The sequence below is a fragment of the Trichocoleus sp. FACHB-591 genome (assembly GCF_014695845.1).
In the GTDB taxonomy this organism is placed as follows: domain Bacteria; phylum Cyanobacteriota; class Cyanobacteriia; order FACHB-46; family FACHB-46; genus Trichocoleus.
Genome location: NZ_JACJPA010000094.1, coordinates 168,668 through 192,329, shown reverse-complemented (window position 1 = coordinate 192,329; position 23,662 = coordinate 168,668). Strand labels below are relative to the sequence as shown.

The following is a 23,662-nucleotide window of genomic DNA, read 5'->3' as shown; positions in this document are numbered from 1 at the left end:
TTGCCTACGAAAGTGGTAGAACTATCTATCAAATCAAGCACGGGATGCTCTCTGAGTATCTCAAGGAGCAACTCAAGCATCCGTCCGTTCAAATGACTTTTGCGTAAGTTCTGCCAGACTTGTCTTGGAAACTCACTCTTCAGGATCACTATTTGCAAACTGAGGCCAACCCTACAGAGACCGCTGTTCAGAATTTTGTTAGCTCGGATCTGGTCAATCGAGTTGCTAAGGTGGCAGGTTTAGTTAATCCTGGTGTTCAAATCGCGATCGACCATGCGCCAATGGTAGCAGGGGCAGGAGATGCCCATATCAATTACTGGAGCTGCCCTGAAGTGGCCCGTTTAGTTGCTGACAATCTTCTGGCAAGCTCACCCAAACCTTCAGGAACATCTAGCTTGCTGCAAACGGCGATCGCCCAGCTCCAACAAGTTCCTGGCATGACTCAGAATTTTCTTCCAACAGGCCAGTTTTTGGAGGAAACCCTCTCAGAACTAAAGTTCAGGGATCGCAGCGGTAGCCTACAACTTACAAAAAACCCTGCTGGCGTGCATCATGTTTGTATTTTTAACGCTCAAAATGTGGCTCAATTTAGAGGATATGTCGGCTGGCTCCATACTTCAGGCTTGAAGCAAGCTGTGGAGTTTGTTAGAAGCAGTTGTTGCTAAGGTTCAGGCCCGAACGCATGATGCACATAATTGGTTTAATGAGCGGCACCTCCGTAGACGGTATCGATGCTGCCTTAGTCGAAATCTCCGGTTTAGAGACCGATTTGCAAGTCAAATTGCTGGCCGGAGCAACTTATCCCTATCCCGAAACTTTGCGATCGCAAATCCTCGCCGTCGGTGCAGGCGAACCAATCTCGATGTCAGAATTTGCAACCCTAGACGACGCGATCGCTGAGCAATTTGCTCAAGCCGCCTTAGCCGTTCAAGCAGGTCACACTCCAGCAGATTTAATTGGCTCGCATGGGCAAACCGTCTATCATCGACCACCAAAAAAGGATCAAGGAACAAACGACAAAGCCGTTTGCTCTTCTTCAGAGCTTGGCTACAGCCTTCAACTTGGTCGGGGAGCCGCGATCGCTCACCTGACTGGAATTTCTACCGTGAGCAATTTTCGAGTGGCTGACATTGCTGCGGGAGGGCAGGGAGCGCCGCTGGTGCCACGGGTGGATGCTTACTTGCTGAGCCACGCTACCCAGAGCCGCTGTGTGCAAAACATTGGCGGCATTGGCAATGTCACTTATTTACCAGCCAGAAGTACAGCTAACTGGGAGCAGCAAGTTCGAGGTTGGGATACAGGCCCTGGCAATATGCTGCTGGATTTGGCTGTGCAGCAACTTTCCCAGGGAGCTAAAACTTACGACCAAGACGGAGCTTGGGCTGCTACCGGAACCCCTTGCCAAGTTTTAGTCGAGCAGTGGCTCCAACAAGATTTTTTTCAGCAAGCACCCCCCAAATCAACCGGACGGGAATTATTTGGACTGGATTACCTGAAAGACTGCTTTGCTGATGCTGGACGTTATCAGCTGAGTGATGCTGATTTTCTCGCCACCTTAACGGAACTTACTGCACGTTCGATCGCTCATAGTTATGGGACTTTTTTGCCGCAGCTTCCTGATCAAGTGCTCCTTTGCGGGGGTGGCAGTCGCAACTCTTATCTCAAGCAACGATTGCAAGCGCATTTGCCTTCTACGTCCGTGATCACCACCGATGAGGTTGGTTTAAGTGCAGACTTCAAGGAGGCGATCGCCTTTGCTGTGCTCGCTTACTGGCAACACCACGGCATACCCGGAAATTTGCCAGAAGTCACGGGGGCGGCAAAAGCGATCGCTCTAGGGGAAATCCACCTTGTGACGACCTCTGGGCGTGATAGCATAGAGTCCCATCCGCATTAGCATGGCGAAACGCAATACAAGTAAGGAATAGCGCTGTGGCTCACACCTTTCTAATGGAGGCAGGACGCTGGACGCTACAGGGCAATTGGCTGGAGCGTGATGGGTTGCCGATCTTGGTTAAAGGCAAGACCTTAGTCGGCTGGAGCCGAGATAATTGGTACACAATGGTGACCAAGTTGGTATTTCCAGGCTCCGAACGCGAAGATATCTCACTACAATATCGGGGCCGCTTAGATGCGGGAGAGCGGCAATATACCTTTGTGCTCCAACACAGTCTGCTTGGGCGAGTCGAGGGCGAAGGCTGGATTGCACCGGAGTCCATTGTGCAACGGTATTGGGTTCTCGGCGATCGCCAGCGGCGTAGTGGGTTTGAAACCCTACATTGCCTCGATCCAGAGCGGTACTATCTCTCTAGCGGCATCATGGCAGGTCACTATCTCACTAGCACGATGGAAGTCACACTGGAGCGGCAACCAGAGCAGTAACTGCTGTCTCACAGGTCTATTGGCTTGGGTACTCTTAAGTGATAATCCTTTATTTGAGCTTTTAATGAAGCAAGACCGCCAGCCGACTCCTGACTGTAACTAAGCCTCTGCTAGAGAAAAGGCTCAGACCGCTAGAATAGCTTTACGTAAGCTTTACGGAATTTCTAATTCGTTCTCGGTAGGTAAGTTCAAACTACTGAGCGGTCAGCAACTTTGCGCCTGACCCAGGTAGTTTTATTGAGCCTGCTTGAATTCTCAACCGCAAGATTAAGAGATGTATGCCCTCTTCTCAAGGGTTGGCTTCCGCATCTTTAAATTTACTCAGAGACTAATAACCCTAGTGTATGCCTGTGATTGGTAAGCTGTGGCAGAAATAAGTTATGTTCCTATTGATTTAACTCAGAGTCGTCAGTTGTGCTCCAACCGACGCAGATCTGCTGGCACCGCGAGAAACGGAGTTTCAATCGATGTCAGACGCTAATCTGGGCCGCTTATTAAACGACCGTTATCAACTAGCAGAGTTGATTGGTAAAGGCGCGATGGGCCGAGTGTATCGGGCTCAAGACGTTTTGCTGGGGGATGTACCAGTTGCAGTAAAGTTTTTGGCCCGCACCCTCCTCAACCAAAAAATGCGGGATCGCTTCAAAAGTGAGGCTAGGACTTGTGCGTTGCTGGGGCAGAAAACCATGCACATCGTGCGAGTCATGGACTATGGCGTTGACGATGATGAAGTGCCCTTCTACGTGATGGAGTATTTGCAGGGAGAGAGCTTGAGCGATGTGATTCGGACACGATCGCTAGTCCTACCTCGGTTTCTCAGCATATCTCGCCAAATTTGCCTGGGGTTACAGTGCGCTCACCACGATGGAGTAATTCACCGGGATATTAAGCCCGGGAATATTCTCGTGAGTCATGACACGAGTATTGGCGAACTTGTCAAAATCCTAGATTTCGGGATTGCTCGCCTCTTACAAGCCGATAATGGTCAAACCAACTCTTTCATGGGCACGCTGGCTTACTCTTCGCCAGAGCAAATGGAGGGCAAAGAGCTAGATAGCCGCTCTGACATCTATAGCTTAGGCATCATGATGTATGAGATGCTAACGGGCCGCTTGCCGTTGCAGGCTGAAACTCATACCTTTGGTAGCTGGTACAAAGCTCACCATTTTCAACTCCCGCGCTCATTTGATGCCATTACCCCTAGCCTGAAGCTGCCTAAAGCGTTAGAAAACTTGGTGATGAGCTGTTTGGCTAAATCCCCGAACGATCGCCCTCAGAGTGCAGCAGAAGTTCTCAAAGCCTTAGAGCCTTTAGAAGAACGCTTTGGTCCCGGCAGACAGATGGGCCATCGGATTGAAGCTGTGCTCTCAAAGTTTCAAGGGGTCACTGATAGCAAGCGCCAAGACTCAGTCTCCCCCGATGAATTCTGCAAACTTACTTCTTGGCCGAAAAGTAAACCCCTGGCTGAAATCGTTTTTGCTCAACCGTTGAAAACCAGTGATGAGGATTTGGCAACACTATGGGTGATGATGCCTAAACAAGAAATTCAGCGGCGGTTACTAGCAACCCGGTATAACCAGTTCTTGTTTATGCTGGCTCCTCATCCGATGCTGCTGTGGCTGACTGCCCTGCATAATCGGGAGCATGGGCCTCGCTGGTTACCTTGCTACTTAGACTTAAAAACGCCACAAGGCCAACAAATGACTCGGCTACTCGCAGAAAATGGCTTGTATCGCCTGTTGTTTTTTGCCTTGGAAGAACCTCAACGATGCGTGACTGTGATGAGTTCTAAGATTGCTGACTTACAGCGCGATCGCTTGCGAGAATGGGCTGATATTAGCCGAACTTTTGTCTCCACTGCCCAACCCAATAATACTAAGACTCTCCTCAAACAAGAGCTTGAGAAGGTTAAACCCAAAATCTTAATGAAACTGGAGGAACGCTAACAGCTAACGACTCAAGGACGGGTGGGGGGAAAAAATAATACTGGATGCCAACTGCGACGCAAGATTTCGCCTGCAAAGCTAGGAGCCGACCATTCAATTAAGCGGCCTAGACTACCCGATGATACGGCGATCGCACTGATATCAAATGAGGATGCTACTTCTAGAATCTGGGTCACTGAGTTGCCTGAGCGTACCTCAGTCTGCACTTGCAGATTCAGGTTGGCTAAAGCTGCTTGAGGTGCTGCCAGCAGTTCAGCAATTTCCTGATCCTGATTGCTCTTTCGCAGTTCTTTACGGCCACTATCACTGACTACCCAGCAAAGCACACATTGCTCTAGGGCTTTAGTAGGTTGATTTTGGCAGTGCTGCTCAATTTGTTGAACCAAATATTTAGCGGGGTCGCTGCCATCATAAGGCAATAACAAACAACGAAATAGATGGCGACAGCGCAAATCTAGTTCTTCAGAAGTATAGGCCGAAATCAGTTGGGGTCGTAATACCAGCAAAGGCGTCTTGGTGCGCTGCGCCAAACCCACGGTCGTGCTACCAAAGAGCTTTTCATTTAATAAGCTACGAGTTGGGGTACCCAAAATGATGACATCTGCCTGGTGGGTTTTAGCGACCTTGAGAATCGTGTCGATCGCTCGCCCTGACTGCACTTCAACTTTAACTTCAACTCCATCAGGCACCTGCTGTAAGGCCACTGCTAAGCGATCGCGAGCCTGATTGACTTTTTCCGTGTCTTCTCGCGGAATCTCGCCTTCTTCCCACAGCGCTGTCACATGCAAAAACACAATCTGTTGCATTCCCCCAGCAACTAAGCTAGGCACAAAGTTAGCCAAGCGCTGAATGTTGTCGGAGAAGTCGGTGCAAATTAAAGGACGTTGGAACATAAGTGAGGAGGTGAGAGGATCTGAAGCGCAACTCTCCTAATTAAGCACTTAACTCCAAAGACATCCAATTAAATTTGTGAAAATTTCAGCGGTTAAGTCTGACTGGCTCAAAATTTTGGCCAAGCTAGATCAGCTAGTTTTTTCTGATTCTGGTAACAAAGCTTTGGGTATGGCTGGCTGACTCAGATAAATTACGTCCTCAAGCAGTTATTCTTACGAGCCACATAATCTGACTGAAACAACGCCGTTAATTGAAACTTATAGCTCTGAATTGGGCAACTCAAATTAGTGCTTGAGTTTTTTGAGCTTGGTAAAGCGGGTTCGACGCCCCACGACCCCAGCTTCTTTCCCACGTTGGAACAAAGCAAGAGATAGAGGTCGCCCTACCGCGACGAGGCATTAACTACACTTGAGGACCTGGTTCCAAGCCCCACTGATGCTTCAGGAAGTGCTTGTACATGGTCTCACGCATCATCATTTGCTTGTAGAGGTCAATCAGGAAGTTCTGAGCCTGCTCGCGGCTCATTTGTTGAACCTGAGTTTCAAAAGAGCGGATATTGAATTGTTGTTCGAGAGAAAGTTCGATGGGCTGGTTCATATGTAACTCCAAAGTAAGAGAGAGGAGAGTACAGCGAATCTGGAAAAGCAGTATTGCTCTGTGAGCTACTTATTCTCTTCAACTGCTTTGCCTGCAAATCCAGTCACCCTGTATTAAAAAAGATAACAATTGTTTGACAAAGTGCACATACCCCTACTGAGGTAACTTAGCTCTAATGTTAGCTATCCCTGACGAAGTAGGTTTTTCAGGATACACATACCACCTCCTACACCAAATAACGGGTTGGAGTATTTTTATCAGGTTACAAATTGTAAAAATGCTCAAAATGAACTAATTTTGTGATACAGCTCAACTCAGAGAACGCCTAAAACAGCAACCGATGCCCACGTCTTAGCCCAAAGGTCGAGTGGATGGGCGATCGCGGCGATCGCAAAGCTGGACAAATCATTATTTGCCCTAACAAAGATTTCCTTCAAAACTGCGTAAATCTGAAAGCGTTACGAACCCTGCGTCGGTGGGTCGGGATGGTTGAAGCCATCGAGGGTCACTAGCACTACGGTGATGTTGTCCCGTCCACCCTTATCTTTTGCAGCGTTGACTAGTGCTGCCGCTGCCTTCTCGGAGGCTCGGATTGCCTTGAGGTGCGCGGTGATCGAGTGGTCGGAGAGTTCTTCGGTGAGGCCATCACTGCACAGCAACAGGCGATCGCCCGGTTGTACCTCTAGAGCCTGAATATCCATCTGGCGTAAATCTTCACGCCCTAAACACTGGGACAAAACATGTCGCCAAGGATGATTCCGCGCCTGCTCTGGAGTCAAATCCCCCCCTTTCAGAGCTTTGGCAACCCAAGTGTGATCCTCTGTGATCTGCTCAATTTTGGGGCCGCGCAAACGGTAAAGCCGGGAGTCACCAATATGGGCGCACCAAGGTTGCTCGTCGCCATCTCGAAAGATTACCACAACCACAGTTGTTCCCATATCGGAACGTTCTGGGTGACTTTGCTGGTCTTGCAAAATGGCTTGGTTAGCCTCTAGAAGTGCTGCTTCCAGTAAAGCGGGTGACGAATCTAGCGAAGGCCAATATTGCTCTAGATAGAATTGAATTGCTTGAGTGGCAATGCGGCTCGCTTCCTGACCGCCAGCATGCCCTCCCATGCCATCCGCCACGATAAAAAATCGACCCTCAGGGTCAATGTAGTAAGCATCCTGGTTTACGGAACGAAGGAGTCCCGGATCGGTCAGACCCGTGAAGAGGCGTTTCATAAATTGGCTGCTTTTACCTGAAAGTCAAAAAACATTACAGCATCCGATCAAAGCGATCGAGGCGCATCAATAGGCGGATCAAGGCAAAGGCGAGGGCGGCAGCACCAACAGCAACCAGCAACGCCAGCCAGACATGACCGCTAACATACAAGATTGTGGCTGAAAGTGTAAAGGCACTGACCAACAACGTGTAGTTAGTTCCTATATTAACGCTGCTGAGACGGCGAATGACCCGATCCGTTTCAGTGGAGCGAACCCGGACTCGTAAATCGCCCCGTTCCAGTTTTTCTAGCGTATCTTCAATGCGGCGTGGTAAGCCAAAAGCCGTGCTGCCCACTTGAGCCGCTTGACGACCTAATTCGCTCAGGATGCTGCTTTCTGGAGAACTATTGCCATTAGACATAATCTGCATCGCAAAAGGTCTTGCGACCTCCATGAAGTTAAAGTCTGGGTCTAACCCCTTGCCCACCCCTTCTAGGGTAGAGAAAGCTCGCATCACAAAGGTGAAGGTAGCTGGAAAGCGAAAGGGCTGGTCGTAAGCAATCTCGTACAAGTCGTCACTGATGTCACTGACCGATTGATTCTCAAACGGTTGATCCATAAAGTGATCCAGCATGTACTGAACCGAGCGGCGCACAGGCCCCATGTCATCCACTGGAGACAAAGCGCCCAGTGCTACCAAAGAAGTCACCACCCGATCGGCATCTTTTTGAGCAATGCCAAAAAACGTATCAAGTAGCTTCTCGCGAGTAATGGGCTGAATGCGGCCCATCATGCCGAAATCGTAGAAGATTAACGAGCCGTCGGGACTAACGGCAATATTACCGGGATGCGGATCGGCATGAAAAAAGCCATCATTCAGCAGTTGTTGCAGATAAGCTCTTGCTCCCAATTGCGCTAAATTCCGACGATCGAGCCCTGCTGCTTCGATGGCTTCATAGTGGCTAATTTTGATACCAGGAGCATATTCTAGAGTTATTACACGGGGAGAAGTGTAACGCCAGTAAACCCGTGGCACAGACACCCAATCCTCATTGCGGAAGTTACGCCGAAATGTATCCGCGTTACGCCCCTCGTTGAGGTAATCGATTTCTTCCCAAAGAATCCGACAACACTCCTCGTAAATGCCTAGCCAATCTCGGCCTCGACCCCACTCCGGATGGTTTTGAAAGTAACGGGTAATCCCTTTGAGAATTTGTAAATCGATTTCAAATAACTGTCGCAAAGCTGGACGTTGCACTTTAGCGACGACTTCTTCGCCAGAGTGTAACTGGGCTTTATGGACTTGGCCCAAGCTAGCCGCTGCAAGGGGAATCGGGTCAAAGCTACGGTAAAGCTCATGCACCTGTTTCCCTAAGTCCTTCTCAATAATGGCTTCAACTTGCTCGTAGCTGAAGGCAGGCACTCGGTCTTGGAGCTTGGACAACTCCTCAACGTATTCAGAGGGAAACAAATCGGCTCGCGTTGAGAACAACTGTCCGATTTTAATAAAGGTTGGACCCAAATCTAGCAGGGTTTCTCGAATCCAAATTGCTTGATTTCGCCGTCTGACCGCCTTTTTAGCTTCAGTCATACCCCCGCGGTAGCTCCAAGCTTTGTCGTTGAGCCACAGCGAGGTCAGCAGGGTGAGAACAAAAGACCAAATGTCTACAAAGCGACGACGACGAGAGTACTTGTCGCGGCTCCAGCGGTAGACTTTTTCCTTACGGGTGCCTCGGCGGAGCCACCCTGTAATCGTCATGTGCTCCTTAGATTCCGGAAGACTAAGAGGATCATCAAAAAGGGCAGACACTTGGATTCCTAAATCAGCTTTTAAATTTGGCAGCTTAAGCAAAGTAGGGGAAGAAGGGTGCTTCAACCCTAAACCGAACTACTCCGGTAGGTTTTTAGCTCGGAACGCAGTTGGGCAATTTCAGCCCGTAGCTCGTCAATGGTAGCCTGCAAGTCGGTGGGTTGAGAGCCTTGAGGCACGATCGCGGTGGTGGTGCGGGCGCGCATCACAATCTCTTCTTCTCTCTGAGCCCGTTCTAGAACTTGTTCGGTAAACTGACGCAGGTGCTCTCGCTGCTCAGCATCAAACTTGCCTAGCTCACTCAAGGCGTTCGTTAGTGAATGTTCTAGCTGCTCACCCAAAGTTTCAGCCAAGGCTCTGCCAACGAAAAAGGCGTGAACTAGCGGATTACTCATGGGAAAATCTCTGCGGGTGTCCGCAAAGATTATAACTTGCTTATTCAATATCCTGCCTCGACCTCAGGGCTGGCTAAGGAGATGGTGCTGGAGGTTCCGGTGCGGCTGGGGGAGCAAACGAGGAAGCAGGGGCAGCGGAGTTATCGCTAGGGGGTTCTGGCTCAGGAGCGGGTTCAGGATTATTTGCAGGCGGTTGTGGCTCTGGCTCTACGGCTGGCTCCGGGGCAGGAATAGGGCTGGCTTCTACCGGAGCGGGAACTGGGCTGGGATCTGGAACTGGATTTGGTGCAGGGTCTACCTCTACAGGACTCGGAGCAACTTCTACATCTGGAGGGAGAGACGGTGTAGGAGCTAGGTCAAGTGGCGCCTCAAAGGGTTCGGGTGCAACTTCATCCGCAGTCGGCTCCGATTGCTCTGGAGGAGGCGCAGCGTTGTCCTGCGGAGCACCTCGTTCAACTGGCACATCCGGAGGCACAGAGGTGGGCACCTCCTGCCCTGGCCAGGCTCTTTCTGGAAAGGATTGATCGTTTTGCAAGAAAGTTGGGCCTGCTTGACCACCACTGATCCGGAGAACTAAACCAAAAGCAACACCAACGCAGGTGGCGATCGCTGCGGCTCCTAGCAGTGCCTTGGGGAAGGGTGAGTGAGCTGGCGCTGGCTTTGGAGGTGGAGCTTTTCTAGAAGGCGCTGGCGTTGCCGCTGCTTCATGCGATGCTACAGCCGTAGCCGAGGTGGGCGTACTTACTGGGGGAGCAGCCGCTGCTGGAGCAGGACTATGCCGAGGCACTACTGGTAGAGTGGCGCTGGTGACTGTGGCGGGAATGGGCTGAGGTTGAGAATTGGCGCTAGGTGGTGCTAAGGGCAATTTACTGGCGTGAGCTGTTTCTGAGGCAGGGGTAACAAAATTGCTATTGGGCAAGAGGGCAAACCACTCGGCTACAGTTTGAGGCCGTGCTTCAGCTTCCATCTCCATACCGCGCAGAATAGCTTGTTCTACAGCCGTACTAAGGTGGGGCTGGGATTGCCGCATATCGAGTAAAGGAATGCGATCGCGTAAGGGAGCGGCGATCGGTGCTTGCCCTGTGACTAAGCTGTAGAGTGTGGCTGCTAAAGCATAGATATCAAGTGCAGGGGTGCGTTTACCTTGAGGCAGATATTGCTCAATTGGGGCATAGCCCGCCGACAACATGCCCGTATGGGTTTGAGTCACCCCTGGAGTAAATTCGCGAGCAATACCAAAGTCGATCAGCACTACAAAGTCGGTATGTTCGCGGCGAATAATGTTGTGAGGTTTCACATCCCGATGCAGTAAGCCTGCTTGGTGCACTACATTTAGGGCTGCGCCAATCTGCCGAATGTAGTGAATCGCTTTAGCTTCGGGTAGGGCACCTTCGGACTGCACAATATCAGCTAAGGTATCGCCGGGAATGTAGTCCATCACAATGAAGGACAGGCCACCTTCCTCAAAAAAGTCGAACACGCGCACAATGTTGGGATGCTGACAGCGGGCTACACGGCGGGCTTCAGCAATGAATTGTTGTTGAAACTGGGCGAAGTCTGCATGGCGACGCAAATTCTCGTGTAAAACTTTGATGACGACAGGTTGGTCGAAGTAGGCATGGTGCGCCCGATAGGTGATGCCAAAGCCACCTTGACCCAGGATGGCCTCAACGACGTATTTGCCGTTTTGCAGAACTGTTCCAGTCGCCAAGTTCATAGGTATTAACTACCAATTTGTCCACTTATGCTAGCGCCTTGCGAGAAATCTGAGACTTCAATGGCAGAAAAAGCGCATCCTGCTCAAGCCAGATTTTTAGACGCAGTAACGAATTTTTCGTGCCTAATTTTTAACCGAATTCAGTTAGCTTAGCGTACTCGAAAAATTTTTAATCTAGAGGATAATGTTGAGCCAAAAATGCGATGGCTGAGTCGCGATCGCCAATCACACCATCTAAGGTAGCAGCCGTCAAGTCGGACAGAATCTGCTTAAACTGGCGGCTCGGCTTGTAACCCAACGCTTTTAAGTCATTACCATCTAGGAGCGGTTTGACCTGTGCCCAGCAGATTAAATAACGCCAAATTAACTGTCGCATTGAGCGAGGAGCTTGTACGGCCATCAAGATGAGAGTAGGTCGATCATATTGACTCAGCAATTGCACAACTTGGCTAGGCTTTTGAGGTTCCGTTAAATGGCTTGCTAGGTCAGCTTGTGTGGTAGCAAGTTGTTGCAAAGCCTCAATGCTATTAACAGGTAGTTGCAGATTGGCGGCAATCTTACCCCGGTACTCTGGCGCAAGATCAGCAATCAACACCTCTAACAGCATTTGCCAATGAACCAGCGTATTTGAGGAATCGAAGCGCCGCAACCAACGACTCATCAGGCGGATCTGGTGCCAAATCGCTGGCGTTAAAGTCAAGGTGGGATGAATGCAGCGCAAGGCTCCTAAATGGGACAGTAACTGTAAAGCTGATTGCCAATAGGGAGCAGCCAGAACGTATTTGAGTTCGCTTTTTAATCGGGTTTGGAGGGCTGGCGCTCGACTGTTTTCGTCTTGGACGCGATCGTAAACACCACTCTCGATCGCATGGCGGATATAGCCTTCAGTTTGGGGATCAATCTCGAATCCTAGCCGCACTGCAAAGCGCACCGCTCGATAAATCCGGGTGGGATCTTCGATAAAGCTGTTGGCATGGAGGACGCGAATTTGGCGCGATCGCAAATCCAGCAACCCCCCAAAGAAATCTAGCAACTCACCAGAACGGGGAGCCGTAAGACGAATCGCCAGGGCATTAATCGTGAAATCTCGCCGATAGAGATCTTGCCGAATTGAACTCGCTTCCACTTCCGGGTTGGCCGCTGGGTAGGGATAAAACTCGGTACGAGCCGTGGCAATATCCACCCACAGAGAATCTAATTCTGGGTCTTTGTGCCATAACAAAGCAGCAGTTTGAAATTGCCCATGAATGTCGAGCCGAGCCTGCGGATATTGCTGCTGTAAAGCACGGGCTAGCTCTACACCCGCTCCCTCTTGCAGCGCTCGGTGGTAGCCATCCACCACCAAATCAATATCATTGAGCAACAAGGCATCCTCTGGGTCAGCCAGCAACAGATCCCGGACTGCTCCACCTACTAGATAAAGATGCCAGCCCCTCGCTTCAGCTTGTTGAGCCGCTGCCGCTAAAACGGACCACAATTGCGGTACTAAACGAGCTTTGAGCTGTTCATGCAAAGGTGCCCGCAGGGGAACTCCTTTGTCTCCAGGCACCACAACGCTAGCCGGGCGTTGCATCTGGTGGAGTTGGCGCAACACATCCGTGCGAGTGACGATACCTACTAACTGGTTCTCTTCCAACACAGGCAGACGGCCAATGTCATAAGTCACCATCAATGACTCAATATTTGGTAGCGGCGTCTCTGGCGTAATCATTTTTAAGTTGGTGGTCATGTAGCCTTTCACGGGGGCATGACCAAAGCCATGATGCAGCGCAATATCTAAGTCCCGCCGAGAAATGATGCCGACGAGTTGGCCTTGAGCATCGACCACCGATAAACCGGAATGCCCATAGCGCAACAATATTCTCTGTGCCTCGTTAATGGTGGTTTCAGGCCGAATGGTGCGTACGGGTGAAGACATTAGTTCTCGCGCCGTTGGCGGTTGCGGAATCTGCTGTTGCAACCCTGCTCGGAGTTGCTGCAATACTGACTCCGGGTGGGCTCCTCGTAAGGTCAGCGCTGCCGCCTTCGCATGGCCACCCCCACCCAACGGCTTGAATAGCTCGTTCAGGTCAGTACCTTCAATTTGCGATCGCCCAATTACGCTTAAGCGAGTGTCGTCGAGGTCGGCTTCTCGGTCTCCTGGGTCTCCCGCTCGGACTGGATAATGAGCGGCTAGCAGCAGGGCGTCGCTTTCTGTAAGTTCTGTAATCCGAGAAGCCAAGCTAGACAAACCAGGAATATACGCTCCAGGTTGCAAGAGCACCCAAGCGACCCGATGCCCCTGGACCTCCTCGGTTTGCAGCCCATCTAAGGCGATCGCAAACAACTCCTGTAACTGCGGTGACAGCCCAGGATCAATGTACTCCGCGATCATCTTCAGGTTGGCTCCCTGCTCCATCAGCCAAGCCAAAGCCAGCGCATCCCTAGCGGTTGCGTGGTCATAAGTCAGCGAACCTGTGTCTACATGCACTCCCAAGGCCATCACGGTTGCCTCGGCAGGAGTCAGCTCCACACCTTGCGCTTGCAGTTGTTCGGCAATCAGGGTTGAAGTGGCACCCACTGGCTCAACCTGAAAGGAAGTTGCAGGAATATCACTCTCTGTATTCAGGTGATGGTCGTAGACCGTAATCTCTATATCTGGCAGGTCTAACCACTCAGCGGTCTTGCCAATGCGATCGCGCCGTTGGGCATCTACCACGGCCAAAGAGCGAATCTGCTGCGGACTGACCGATCGCCGCTCAATCAAAGGATATTCATCTCGGTGCAAAGCCAGAAAGTCATGCACCGCCGGATGCGAACCACCACTCAGAACAATCCGTGCCCCTGGTTGCAACCGAGTCAGCCCTACTGCCGCGCCCAGCGTATCAAAATCTGCGGTTGTATGACACAGAATTAAATCCATTTGTCTTGCTTCCAGCGCTGATCGGCAGTGACTATAAATGAACGGCTTTGGCCGCCCCACGTAACCCCGCAAAGCTAATTTGGTGTAGTACTTACGATGTTTCTTCAATCGTGGCAGAGAAAGTGCCGAGAGGGGATGAATTTCTGGTAGCGTACTACTCAGGACTGATCAAAAAATTGTCTAAATTCAGCGACAGGTGTAAACCAGTCCACTGCTGTATTGGGAGAAAAAAATGTTTTCAACTCTGTTCCAGCTCGCCTTAGTTGCCTTGGTTGGGTTGTCCTTTGTGATGGTTGTGGGTGTCCCAGTAGCCTATGCTTCTCCTCAAAATTGGGAGCAATCTAAGCGATTGATCCTACTAGGTTCTGGGCTTTGGTTTGCTCTCGTGCTGCTTGTCGGACTACTGAACTATTTAGTGGTTTAGGTTGCCAGCAGATTCAATCCAGCCCCAGAACCCGATTTACCCAACTCACCAGATATCTACAGGCAGCCATGGCAGTTTTTGAGGGAACCTTTACTCAGACAGAACCCCTACGTTTTGCAATTGTGATCGGTCGGTTTAATGACTTGATTACAACCAAGCTGTTAGAGGGCTGTCAAGATTGCTTGAAGCGCCACGGCGTTGATCCAAACCCGCACGGCACTCAAGTGGATTATGTCTGGGTGCCAGGTAGTTTTGAGGTCCCCCTGGTTGCTCGTCAGTTAGCGTTGGCTAATCGCTACGATGCAATTATCTGCCTAGGAGCAATCATTCGGGGCCAGACCCCTCATTTTGACTACGTGGCTGCTGAGGTATCCAAAGGTATTGCTAACGTCGGGTTGCAGACAGGAGTGCCGATTATCTTTGGCATCGTTACCACAGATACCATGCAGCAAGCTTTAGAGCGCGCAGGGATCAAGAGTAATAAAGGTTGGGATTACGCCATGAATGCGCTAGAAATGGCTAGCTTAATGCGCCAACTGCGCTCTGGAGACGGGATTGCTCCCCAAAATCCTCAGGTTTCTGGCACGACCTCGACTCAGACATTGCCTGCGGCTCCAAGCAATACCCTCGCTCCCAGTTTGCATAAAGAGCAAGAGCGGCTGGGTTAAGGGTGAGTTCTGCGGAGGGTGAGGCGATCGCATCTGATTGTGACAACAGCCGCTAACTTTCTCAACATTTCTTTCCAAAAAGTGTTGACAAACACATTCAAATCTGAGAAATTATTATCAGTGCGGCTTGCGGGCATAGCTCAGTGGTAGAGCGTCACCTTGCCAAGGTGAATGTCGCGCGTTCGAATCGCGTTGCCCGCTTTGAAAAATAGATAAAAATCAAGAAACTAACGTTAGTTTCTTATAATCTGGCCTGAGAAATTAAATATCTTCTTGGTTTCTTGGAAACTTGTACCAGTAGATACACCATAAGGTTTATGCCAGTAGGTATAACTCTAGTAAGATTTGCGTCAAATCTGACGGTGATAGGATTTAATGAGTAGCTTAGTCAGTGGGTGTTTTGACCTGAACTGCTCAGGTCGGTCCATCTCATTACAATTACGCTTCTAAAACTACTGAATTATGGCACTCAGTTGTAGCTAAGTAGTTTGATACTTTAAGTAACTTTTGTCTTAACTATCTTTAACTCTATAGCTGCTTGTGCAATCCCAAAAAGCCCAAAAGATTGAGTTAGATACAGATTACCCATGCCCTTGCCGCCGTCGGGGTCGCCTCTTGCCTATTACTCTGACGGAGGCCTTTGGCTGCAATCGATGTCAGCAGATTTTTGTGGTTGAAGAGAGTGGCTACGTCATTGAGCAACTTTCAACCACCTATCCTTATAAGCGGGCTTGGCGCTGGAGTGGCCAGCAGTGGAACATTGCTCACTCCGGTTTACGTGAAAGCTACTTGCCATTAGCCCTAGGCATTGTGATTGTCTTACTAGTGCTTTGCTTGCCAATGGCGCTCCATTCGCCCTCAAACCCTAGTAATATTATTCTCTGGGCGGTAGTAATGGTGCTAGCTGCGATGTTGCCAGCGTTTATTCTATGGCTAGCTTATAGACGTTAGCTCAATGTCACCTGATTCTTCTAGTTCCCTTGTTGATCCATTAGCCGGAGTTCATCGCGCTTACCAAGCTTCTCTCGACTTGACTACGACTCAAGGAGCCGATCGCAGTCGAGCGGTGCAAGCTATGGTTCAAGTTTTGAAGCGCTATCAAGACGATATTTTAGAAGCCAATACTTTAGATCTGGAGGCTAGCCGGGAGATGGCAGTGCCAGATCTAATTTTGGAGTGGTTGAAGCTTACTCCAGAACGGCTGCAAGCCACGATTCAAACTTTGCAGAAGCTGGCGGAACTATCAGACCCGATTCGGCGAGTCATGAGTGCGGCTTACCAAATTCCTCATTGCCAGACTTATAGCCAGTTGGTGCCTTTGGGCGTGATTGCGCTGGTGTATGAAGCCTTTCCAGATTTAGCTGCGATCGCTGCTGGACTTTGTATTAAAACCGGGAATTGCTTAGTCCTGAAGGGCAGCAGTGAAGCGAGCCATACCAATATTGTGATTGCCCAAGCTCTACAATCAGCCATTTACGACGCTGGCTTACCGGAAGGGTGCCTAGAATTATTGCCTGCCGAGCAAGGAGCCTCGGTGCGAGATTTAATCACGCAAGATCAATATCTCAACTTAATCATTCCCTACGGTCGTCCTAGTTTGGTGCAGCAGGTGGTGCGACAAGCCACAGCCCCCGTGTTGCGATCGGCGATGGGCAACTGCTATCTCTATTGGTCGCCTTCTGGCAGCATAGAAGCGGCTCGCTGGATGATTTTAGATAGCCATCAAAGTGAACCAGACGCAGTCAACGCGATCGAGAAAGTGTTGATTCATCAAGACCAAAATCGCTCGTCCCTCATTATGCTTTGGGACAGCTTGCGAGAAAAAGGCTTTACCTTAAGAGGCAGTCCTGAGCTAGCTGCAGAACACCCAGATCTACTGCTGTCTGAAGATCGCGAATGGAGCCAAGCTTACCTGGACAAAGTAGTGGCGTTTAAGACAGTCAGTAGTATTGAGACCGCGATCGCCTGGATTAATCAGTACAGCAGTGGCCATGCTGATTGCTTAGTCACTGAGTCTTACCAAGAGAGCCGTCAGTTTGCCTTGGGTGTGAATAGCGCTTCAACCTATATCAACGCCTCCCCTCGCTTTTCACGCAATCCCAAGCAAGGTGATGCGGTGTTCTTGGGCATGTCTAATCAAAAGGGTCATCGTCGTGGCTTAATTGGCTTAGACACGCTGACAACGGTGAAGCATATCGTCCAGGGAAATGGACAGTTTTAACGTCTCACTCCCAAACTAAAGTGGGGCCGCCCCTCAGAGCAACCCCACATCCTCAAATCTGTAGTTTCAACAGCAGCAGTTTTGCTAACCGGAGTTAAGACTAAGCGGCTTGAGCTTCCTTCGGAGGAAGCTTCACCTTAGAAGCCAGACCTAAGGTTTGCAAAAGCTGAATCGTCATCCAGGTCATATCAATCTCCCACCACTGGAGGCCATGACGCGCGGAATATTGGTAAGCATGGTGATTGTTGTGCCAGCCTTCACCATAGGTCAGGAGGGCCACCCACCAGCAATTGGTAGAGCGATCGTCAGACTCATGACTCCGATAACCAAATTTGTGCGTTGCGCTATTCACAAACCAAGTGCAGTGATACACCAACACCAAGCGGACAAAAATGCCCCAGACGACAAAAGGCCAGCCGCCGATGAGATAAAGTACAACTCCTAGGGCGAACTGCACCAGAAGAAAGTAGTCGTCCAAAAACTTGTAAACTGGATCGCCAGAAATATCTTTGGTCAAACGCTCAACTTCGCTTTTGGCTGGAACTTTATGCAGCATCCAACCCATGTGGCTCCACCAAAATCCCTCGTTTGAGTTGTGGTGATCCACAGCTTCATCTGAATGCGCATGGTGATGACGGTGCAGGCCAACCCACTCAATCACACCACCTTCACAGGCTAAGCTGCCACAAAATACGAAGAAGTATTCTAACCATTTAGGAGTTTGAAAACTCCGGTGCGTGACTAAACGATGCCATCCTAAAGTAATTCCTAACCCACCAGTCACCCAATGGAGAAACAGAGCAACACCCACGGCACCCCAGCTAAAGGTGCCAGGTACAAAGGCGAAGAGTGCCCCAATGTGGATCGCCCCCATGAACAAAATAATGGGCCAGGCTAAGGGAGGTTTGGTTGCTTGTGCAATAGTCATGCGGTAATCTCAAAACGAACTTTGATGTCCAATCTGCGCGACAATAAACTTTACATCTGATAAAGGTTAACCAGCTGACAAAGAAAAAACATCAGCCTGGAGGGCTACCAGATCCTACGTATGTCTCCGGAGGAGAACGAAAGCGTGACCAGCAGTGTTGAACTGTTACAGAAAGCAGAGCAAGCACTACTCCAGATTTTTTCTGGAATTGACTCTCAGGTCAAGAAAAATCTGAAACGAGTCTTAACATCGTTCTACCATCATCGCGTAGGAACGCATCATTTTGCAGGTGTTTCTGGCTACGGGCATGATGATTTGGGGCGGCAGACGTTAGATCAAGTATTTGCTGAAGTCATGGGAGCCGAGGCAGCAGCGGTGCGGGTGCAGTTTGTCTCTGGTACCCACGCGATCGCCTGTGCCTTATATGGCGTGCTGCGTCCAGGGGATGAAATGCTGGCCGTAGCAGGTGCTCCCTACGATACTTTAGAAGAAGTAATTGGCTTACGGGGTCACGGTCAAGGCTCGTTGCGCGAGTTTGGTGTGGATTACCGCCAGCTAGAGCTAACCCCCGAAGGCACGATCGATTGGCAAGGTTTGGCTGAGGCGGTGAGCGATCGCACTCGCCTCGTGTTGATTCAGCGCTCCTGTGGTTACTCTTGGCGCTCTAGCTTGGCGATCGCCGATATTGAAAAAATTGTCCATTTGGTAAAGCAGCAAAATCCCAACACCGTTTGCTTTGTGGATAATTGTTATGGCGAGTTTATTGAAACCCAAGAACCCACTGCCGTTGGTGCGGATTTAATGGCTGGGTCACTGATCAAAAATCCCGGTGGCACGATTGTGACGGCGGGAGGTTATGTTGCGGGTCGGGCTGATTTGGTAGAAGCTGCCACCTGTCGCCTGACTGCACCAGGAGTCGGCAGTTCCGGTGGAGCTACTTTTGATCAAAACCGTTTGCTATTTCAAGGCTTGTTTCTAGCCCCTCAAATGGTTGGGGAAGCAATAAAGGGCAATCACTTAACCGCTCATGTCTTCCAGCAACTCGGCTACCCAGTGAATCCTTTGCCAGAAGCGCCACGACGGGATGTAATTCAAGCTATTCAACTTGGTTCACCCGAAAAACTGATTGCTTTTTGTCGCGCCATCCAAAAGCATTCGCCCATTGGTTCCTATTTAGACCCAATTCCCTCAGGAATGCCAGGTTACGAAAGCCAATTGGTGATGGCGGGCGGCACGTTTATTGATGGGAGTACTTCTGAGTTCTCAGCCGATGGGCCGCTGCGTGAGCCTTTTGTAGTGTTTTGCCAAGGAGGCACTCACTGGACCCATGTGGCGATCGCTTTAGAAGCTGCGATCGAGGCAGTTGGCCCCGCTTAAGCAACCCTAGCAGCGGGGCGAAAGGAAAACTCGACAAACAGGCGACGGCAAGAAAACAACGTGTAGCCATCAACGGGCATGAGAGAAATGCTGTCTTCGTAGCACTCCACCACCCGATATTGTTTGCCATTCTTAGCAACTAAAAGCTCGCCCGTCTGAAGTTTCATTTCTTAACAACTGCTAATGATTGGTAACTAAAATCATTTATTTCTTAGTGTATTTAGTATGACTGGATACGACTTTACAAAGTTGACATTTCTGTAACGAATTTATCAATTTATATAAATTGAGTGTAATGTTTTAACCTTTACTTAAAATTCTTGAGTTAGAGAAAACAGAAGCCAAGATCAGAGATTGTTCTGACTCCTGGCTTCTAATTCCTGGCTCCTATTTTTCGCTCATTCTGGCAACTTGTACTGCCCTACGATTCGCTTAGCGTACTCCGGTACATGAGCTTCCAGCTTCTCCGGATGTTGGCGCTTCAAATATAGATAGTTACGGGTAAAGTGCGAATCGATGGAGAAGCGAGCGTACTCCAAGCCTTTAGGGCCAATTCTTTCGATTACCACACCCATCAGCTGAGCCGCCCACATTGGTAAGGTGACGCCTTTGTCGTAAGCGGGAATGCTTTGCTGCACTGCGTTGCGGCGATCGCCCTGAGACATGACTGGCTGCGTTTCAATTTGGTCGTGCACCAAATCCAGCATTTCCTGACCGCGATCGTTCCGTACTACAATCCACTGCCAGCCGAAAGGAGCACCCATGTAGCCCACGACCAAATCGGCCAGAGAGTTGACGTAGTCGAAGCAGCTCATGCAGGAAGGCGCGAACACATCCTTGAGTTGATTGGTTTTGAGACCGAAGAAGGGGACTTTTTCGATTGAGCCATCTTCATGCTTGAAATGGACTCGGAAGTCTTGCATGAACTCGTAATGTACGACCGTTTCCGGCGATCGGCTGGTGGTTTCTAAGAACTTCTGCAAACCTGCGCGGGTGACGTTATCGACACAAGGTGTCCCTAGCACATAGAGCTTTTCTAATCCGAGTTGCTTTTCTACCGCCCGCAGTGCTTGGATTTGACAACCCACACCAATTACTAACAGTCGCTTCATGCCCGACTGCTCGATCTGCTCCAGCACCGAAAGATTAGGCGATAACGTAGGTTTGTTGACTCGTGCCGCCAAAATTTCTTCTGGAGTCCGAGCGATCACAGGTTTGGGTTGAAAGCGGTCTTCGTCGGTGTTTTGCACACAGACCACACCTTCGACTAAGCCGCGATTCAGCATTTCGATCGCGATCGTGCTGACAATGCCTGTCCATTGGGCACCCTCGATCGGCTCAGTTTTGCGGGCAGCCATCATGTCTTGGTTGACACCGAAGTACCACTCGTCTTGGTTCTCTAAGTCACGGCTGCGTCCGTGGATTTCAGCCTCTAGCTCAGCAATCTGCTGATTGATAAAGGCACAAGCTTCTTTGACGTAATGAACGTAGTAGGTATCACACAGGCCGCACTCACTACAGAGTTCCTTGGCAGGACGACGGCTAGAAGGTTTGAGGGCTTTAGCTTTTTGGTGAGGACGGACAGAGGCGGTCATGTTATGGCAGCTAATGAATCACAAGCGTAAAGTCTGCTTAAGGTAGCTTAATGCTTTCTTGTGGTTGCCGTTAAAGGATGGTCATGAAACTTTAAGCAAGTCTTGAAGCAAGCTCTGCTATTCGGCTAGAAGGTCTTCGTAGGTTTTGATCAGTTGCTTAACTGCTGGTAAATATTCAGAGGCGATCGCGGGTGGGCTAGAACTTGGCTCCACCACCACATCGCCCACGGTATCTAAGGCTCGTTCATTGATCGAGTCAATCAACAGCTCTGGCATCATAATGTTGGCTTCAGCAATTTGCTTGATGGCAGCGCTAGCATTTTCCTGTTCCGCGATCGCCTTCAGCACCTGAAACTCAGCCATCGGCAGTTGCAGCAGAAATTCTGTCCACTCCGAGGGTAAGGTTTCCTCACGGGGAGGTCTAAAAGGTAGGATCGCTCCTTTTTTGCTAGCACTTTTGCGCTTGCGGCTGGAAGTCTGAGGTTGAACTGCTTGAACTGGTTGCACTTCATAGGCTTCCGCTTGCAGCTTCAATAGGTTGAGTGTGGCAAGTTCCTCTTCTAAGCTTTCTTTGCGATTGCGTCGCTCTAAGATTTGGGTTTCTAGTTGTTCCAGTTCTTTGTGCAGCGAGATTACCTGAGTTTGTAACTGTTGCATGGCAGCTTGGAGCGGATGAGAACTCGCATCTTCCTGCTGTTTTTCTGCTTGCAAAACCGAAAGTGATTGGCTGACCTCTAATTTGCGCTGCTCTAACTGTTGAATTTGCGTTTGCAGCCCGTAGACTTCTGGCTCAAGTTGCTGTTTTTGTTGTCGTAGCAGTAGCAGAGCTTGGTCGAGCGAAGCTTCTTGTTGGCGTTGCTCCATCAGTCGCGTTTCCAGCTGGACGAGTTCTGCTCGCCAAGTCGCCAAGTTTGCTTCTGTTTGTTCCTTGATCGTGTCAATGCTGGAGAGCGATCGCTTCAGCTCCAATTCTTGCCGTTCTAAGGCTTTTACCTGAGATTGCCGTTGGTTGATTTGCTCTAGTTGGTGTTGTTCCTGAGCATTTAGGGCATTTAACTTCCAAACCAATTCTTCTTTGTGGTTCCAATAATCCGCAAGTTGCAGCTTGGCTTGTTGTGCTTGAGCTTGCAGCGAACTGAGGTGGGCTGCGACTTCCTGCCGTTCGTCAGTTAAATCTAATAGTAGGTCTTGTAAATCTTCACCCTGCCGCTGCAACGCCCGAATCTGAGTGTTGAGAAACGCCAAAGTACTTTTGGCTTGGGAGCTGCGGCGATTTTCTACTACGACCATTGCAACCAAGGCAGCAGGCAGCGTGATCAACCCACTGGAAAAGGCTTTTCCCATGTGTCGGTTGGTCAAGAAGCTGAGGCCAAAGCTGACACCAAATGCAACAGACCCAACAAGGAACCGATTGTTGACCATAGCTCACTGCGATCGCGCGTCTTAGTTACCTGGATCTGGTTGAACCAGTTCACACTACCAGTTCACACTAGTTTAGTTGTGGGGGAGGGAGTATATGCGATCGCCCCTTTAATCTCTCAGAAAACTGACTGATTGGACAGGAGATTGTAGCGATCGTTTTTATCTCTTTTAAAGGGAATCTTAGAGCAGTAAAGCTGTTCCAGAAGCCGTAAATACCCGAAATCCTAAGAAAATTGGTTTATTCTGAAAGGAGGCTGGTTTACGGAACTTAACACACCATCTCCCTCCCCTGCGCCCATGAAATGCATTATCAATCGTCGAGCTGAGTTCTCAGCAAGCCATCGTTACTGGCTGCCTGAACTCAGCGAAGCGGAAAACACAGAGCAGTTTGGTCTCTGCGCCCGCGCCCCTGGACATGGACATAACTATGTCTTTTATGTCTCGATGGCAGGTGAACTCGATGAGTACGGCATGGTGCTGAATCTGTCGGACGTAAAGCATGTGATTAAGCGAGAAGTGACCCATTATCTCAACTTCTCATACCTCAACGATGCTTTGCCAGAATTTCAGCAAACCTTACCCACTACCGAAAATATTGCGCGGATAATTTGGCAGCGTCTTGCGCCTCACCTGCCGATCACCAATATTCAACTGCTTGAACATCCTGAACTCTGGGCCGACTACAAAGGAAACGGAATGGAAGCTTACCTCACCATCAGCACTCACTTCAGCGCCGCTCACCGCCTCGCTCTGCCTCACCTCACCTTAGAGCAGAACTCTGAGATTTACGGAAAATGTGCGCGTGTCAACGGTCACGGCCACAACTATCACTTAGAAGTCACGATCAAAGGTGAGCTGGACCCCCGCACAGGCATGATCGCTGATTTAGTAGCCTTCCAAAAAGCGGTGGATGATTATGTGGTGGAACCCTTCGACCACACGTTTCTGAACAAAGACATTCCCTACTTTGCTGAAGTCGTGCCTACGGCTGAAAATATTGCGGTGCACATTCGCGACTTGCTCCAACAACCCATCCGCGAGATTGGCGCACAGTTGCACAAAATCAAGTTGATCGAAAGCCCCAACAACTCCTGCGAAGTCTTTTGCACTGAAGCTGATTTCAATCAGGCAGCGGGTCAACAACGCGAAGCAGCCCTAGCTTAAGACGACCTAACCCCT

22 protein-coding genes and 1 tRNA gene are annotated in these 23,662 nt (G+C 49.9%); 11 read left to right on the top strand and 12 right to left on the bottom strand.

Annotated features, from left to right (window positions below; translation table 11 throughout):
* The first annotated feature begins 119 nt into the window (after nt 1-119).
* The 4 genes from H6F90_RS17920 to H6F90_RS17905 all read left to right on the top strand — a co-directional run bounded on the left by H6F90_RS17920 (nt 120) and on the right by H6F90_RS17905 (nt 4,328).
* The gene (locus tag H6F90_RS17920) at nt 120-665 is read left to right on the top strand and encodes a hypothetical protein (protein WP_206756192.1); all 546 of its coding nucleotides are present in this window, start codon (nt 120-122) and stop codon (nt 663-665) included.
* 17 nt (nt 666-682) lie between these two features.
* Entirely contained in the window at nt 683-1,897 is a 1,215-nt protein-coding gene (locus H6F90_RS17915; RefSeq protein ID WP_190553667.1) for an anhydro-N-acetylmuramic acid kinase, read from the top strand.
* Between the two features lie 35 nt (nt 1,898-1,932).
* A complete protein-coding gene (locus H6F90_RS17910) occupies nt 1,933-2,382 on the top strand; it encodes a hypothetical protein (RefSeq protein WP_190433359.1) in 450 nt (149 codons plus the stop codon).
* 467 nt (nt 2,383-2,849) lie between these two features.
* Complete coding sequence (locus tag H6F90_RS17905; protein ID WP_190553666.1) at nt 2,850-4,328, top strand: serine/threonine-protein kinase; 1,479 nt, start codon at nt 2,850-2,852, stop codon at nt 4,326-4,328.
* 11 nt (nt 4,329-4,339) lie between these two features.
* Here the strand turns inward: H6F90_RS17905 and H6F90_RS17900 are convergent, their stop codons facing one another.
* The 8 genes from H6F90_RS17900 to H6F90_RS17870 all read right to left on the bottom strand — a co-directional run bounded on the left by H6F90_RS17900 (nt 4,340) and on the right by H6F90_RS17870 (nt 13,848).
* A complete protein-coding gene (locus tag H6F90_RS17900; protein WP_190553665.1) occupies nt 4,340-5,221 on the bottom strand; it encodes a universal stress protein in 882 nt (293 codons plus the stop codon).
* Nucleotides 5,222-5,624: 403 nt separating this feature from the next.
* Complete coding sequence (locus H6F90_RS17895) at nt 5,625-5,819, bottom strand: NblA/ycf18 family protein (RefSeq protein WP_190433354.1); 195 nt, start codon at nt 5,817-5,819, stop codon at nt 5,625-5,627.
* A gap of 314 nt (nt 5,820-6,133) precedes the next feature.
* Nucleotides 6,134-6,256, bottom strand: a complete 123-nt coding sequence (locus tag H6F90_RS31175; protein WP_255525015.1) for a hypothetical protein — start codon at nt 6,254-6,256, stop codon at nt 6,134-6,136.
* 21 nt (nt 6,257-6,277) lie between these two features.
* Nucleotides 6,278-7,042 carry a PP2C family serine/threonine-protein phosphatase gene (locus H6F90_RS17890; RefSeq protein ID WP_190553664.1) on the bottom strand — a complete coding sequence of 255 codons (765 nt, stop codon included), beginning with the start codon at nt 7,040-7,042 and terminating at the stop codon, nt 6,278-6,280.
* Nucleotides 7,043-7,076: 34 nt separating this feature from the next.
* Complete coding sequence (locus H6F90_RS17885) at nt 7,077-8,783, bottom strand: AarF/ABC1/UbiB kinase family protein (protein ID WP_190433405.1); 1,707 nt, start codon at nt 8,781-8,783, stop codon at nt 7,077-7,079.
* Between the two features lie 119 nt (nt 8,784-8,902).
* A complete protein-coding gene (locus H6F90_RS17880; RefSeq protein ID WP_190433350.1) occupies nt 8,903-9,229 on the bottom strand; it encodes a DUF6825 family protein in 327 nt (108 codons plus the stop codon).
* A 73-nt stretch (nt 9,230-9,302) separates the two neighbouring features.
* A complete protein-coding gene (locus H6F90_RS17875; RefSeq protein ID WP_190553663.1) occupies nt 9,303-10,946 on the bottom strand; it encodes a serine/threonine-protein kinase in 1,644 nt (547 codons plus the stop codon).
* Between the two features lie 169 nt (nt 10,947-11,115).
* Entirely contained in the window at nt 11,116-13,848 is a 2,733-nt protein-coding gene (locus H6F90_RS17870) for a CBS domain-containing protein (protein ID WP_190553662.1), read from the bottom strand.
* 232 nt (nt 13,849-14,080) lie between these two features.
* Here H6F90_RS17870 and psbZ point away from each other — a divergent pair, with 232 nt between their 5' ends.
* The 5 genes from psbZ to H6F90_RS17845 all read left to right on the top strand — a co-directional run bounded on the left by psbZ (nt 14,081) and on the right by H6F90_RS17845 (nt 17,161).
* A complete protein-coding gene (gene psbZ / locus H6F90_RS17865) occupies nt 14,081-14,272 on the top strand; it encodes a photosystem II reaction center protein PsbZ (RefSeq protein WP_190433339.1) in 192 nt (63 codons plus the stop codon).
* A 68-nt stretch (nt 14,273-14,340) separates the two neighbouring features.
* Nucleotides 14,341-14,940, top strand: a complete 600-nt coding sequence (gene ribH / locus H6F90_RS17860) for a 6,7-dimethyl-8-ribityllumazine synthase (protein WP_190553661.1) — start codon at nt 14,341-14,343, stop codon at nt 14,938-14,940.
* Nucleotides 14,941-15,069: 129 nt separating this feature from the next.
* Nucleotides 15,070-15,141: transfer RNA gene (locus H6F90_RS17855), tRNA-Gly, on the top strand.
* A gap of 339 nt (nt 15,142-15,480) precedes the next feature.
* Nucleotides 15,481-15,891 carry a hypothetical protein gene (locus tag H6F90_RS17850; protein ID WP_190433336.1) on the top strand — a complete coding sequence of 137 codons (411 nt, stop codon included), beginning with the start codon at nt 15,481-15,483 and terminating at the stop codon, nt 15,889-15,891.
* Between the two features lie 4 nt (nt 15,892-15,895).
* Nucleotides 15,896-17,161: a glutamate-5-semialdehyde dehydrogenase gene (locus H6F90_RS17845; RefSeq protein WP_190553660.1), complete on the top strand. Its 1,266-nt coding sequence runs from the start codon at nt 15,896-15,898 to the stop codon at nt 17,159-17,161.
* Nucleotides 17,162-17,261: 100 nt separating this feature from the next.
* Here H6F90_RS17845 and H6F90_RS17840 read toward each other — a convergent pair whose 3' ends face one another.
* Nucleotides 17,262-18,089 (bottom strand): acyl-CoA desaturase, encoded by an 828-nt coding sequence (locus H6F90_RS17840; protein WP_190433334.1) that lies wholly within the window; start codon nt 18,087-18,089, stop codon nt 17,262-17,264.
* 144 nt (nt 18,090-18,233) lie between these two features.
* Between H6F90_RS17840 and H6F90_RS17835 the strand changes: the two genes are divergently transcribed.
* Nucleotides 18,234-19,466 (top strand): aminotransferase class I/II-fold pyridoxal phosphate-dependent enzyme, encoded by a 1,233-nt coding sequence (locus tag H6F90_RS17835; RefSeq protein WP_370588040.1) that lies wholly within the window; start codon nt 18,234-18,236, stop codon nt 19,464-19,466.
* On the opposite strand, the gene H6F90_RS17830 is transcribed toward H6F90_RS17835, so the two are convergent.
* The 3 genes from H6F90_RS17830 to H6F90_RS17820 form a co-directional block, all read right to left on the bottom strand.
* Nucleotides 19,463-19,633, bottom strand: a complete 171-nt coding sequence (locus tag H6F90_RS17830; RefSeq protein WP_190553658.1) for a hypothetical protein — start codon at nt 19,631-19,633, stop codon at nt 19,463-19,465. The genes H6F90_RS17835 and H6F90_RS17830 overlap by 4 nt on opposite strands.
* A 231-nt stretch (nt 19,634-19,864) precedes the next feature.
* Nucleotides 19,865-21,061 (bottom strand): Coenzyme F420 hydrogenase/dehydrogenase, beta subunit C-terminal domain, encoded by a 1,197-nt coding sequence (locus H6F90_RS17825; RefSeq protein WP_190553657.1) that lies wholly within the window; start codon nt 21,059-21,061, stop codon nt 19,865-19,867.
* A 117-nt stretch (nt 21,062-21,178) separates the two neighbouring features.
* A complete protein-coding gene (locus H6F90_RS17820; protein WP_190553656.1) occupies nt 21,179-22,483 on the bottom strand; it encodes a tellurite resistance TerB C-terminal domain-containing protein in 1,305 nt (434 codons plus the stop codon).
* A 297-nt stretch (nt 22,484-22,780) separates the two neighbouring features.
* Between H6F90_RS17820 and H6F90_RS17815 the strand changes: the two genes are divergently transcribed.
* On the top strand, nt 22,781-23,647 hold the full coding sequence (locus tag H6F90_RS17815) for a 6-carboxytetrahydropterin synthase (protein ID WP_190553655.1): 867 nt from the start codon (nt 22,781-22,783) through the stop codon (nt 23,645-23,647).
* The last annotated feature ends 15 nt before the right edge of the window (nt 23,648-23,662 follow it).